1 protein-coding gene is annotated in these 930 nt (G+C 44.7%); it reads left to right on the top strand.

Annotated features, from left to right (window positions below; all coding sequences use genetic code 11):
- The coding region (locus MJQ71_RS20815) for an Ig-like domain-containing protein (RefSeq protein WP_445447663.1) at positions 1 to 930 on the top strand (930 nt) is incomplete at both ends.

Below are 930 nucleotides of genomic sequence, written 5' to 3'. Positions count from 1 at the left end.
CAATTTCATGGTATGCAGGTTTAACAGGCGGTACCTCCTTAGCAACCGGAGCAAGTTACACGACCCCAAGTATTTCAACGACGACAACGTATTATGTAGAATGTAGTTTGAATGGTTGTGTGAGCAGCCCAAGAAATAGTTCAGTAGCGACAATCAATGCCATCCCGACGGCAAGTGCCACAGGTACAACAATTTGTGTAGGGAACACGATTAGTTTAACATCAAGTGGAGGTGGTACATATTCATGGGTCGGTCCAAATTCATTTGTTTCGACCTTACAAAATCCAACGATAAGTAATGGACAAACCGTAAATGGTGGTGTTTACACAGTAACAGTAACCTCATCGGCAGGATGTACAGCAACAGCTACAGCAAGTGTTGTGGTGAATGTAATACCGAGTCCACCAACAAGTGCGGGTGGTAGTCGCTGTGGTACAGGCACAGTTAGTTTAAGTGCAAGTGGTTGTGCCGGCGGTACAATTTCATGGTATGCAGGTTTAACAGGCGGTACCTCCCTAGCAACCGGAGCTAGTTACACGACCCCAAGTATTTCAACGACGACAACATATTATGTAGAATGTAGTTTGAATGGCTGTGTGAGTAGCCCAAGAAATAGTTCAGTAGCGACAATCAATGCCATCCCGACGGCAAGTGCCACAGGAGATACAGAATGTGTTGGAAGTACGATTAGTTTAGTGTCCAGTGGAGGAAGTACATATTCATGGGTAGGCCCAAATTCATTTGTATCTACTTTACAAAATCCAACGATAAGTAATGGACAAACCGTAAATGGTGGCGTTTATACAGTAACAGTAACCTCATCGGCAGGATGTACAGCAACAGCTACAGCAAGTGTTGTGGTGAATGTAATACCGAGTCCACCAACAAGTGCGGGTGGTAGTCGCTGTGGTACAGGCACAGTTAGTTTAA

The organism is Emticicia aquatica (assembly GCF_923079645.1).
GTDB lineage: Bacteria > Bacteroidota > Bacteroidia > Cytophagales > Spirosomataceae > Emticicia > Emticicia aquatica.
This window is presented reverse-complemented; position numbering and strand designations above follow the sequence as displayed.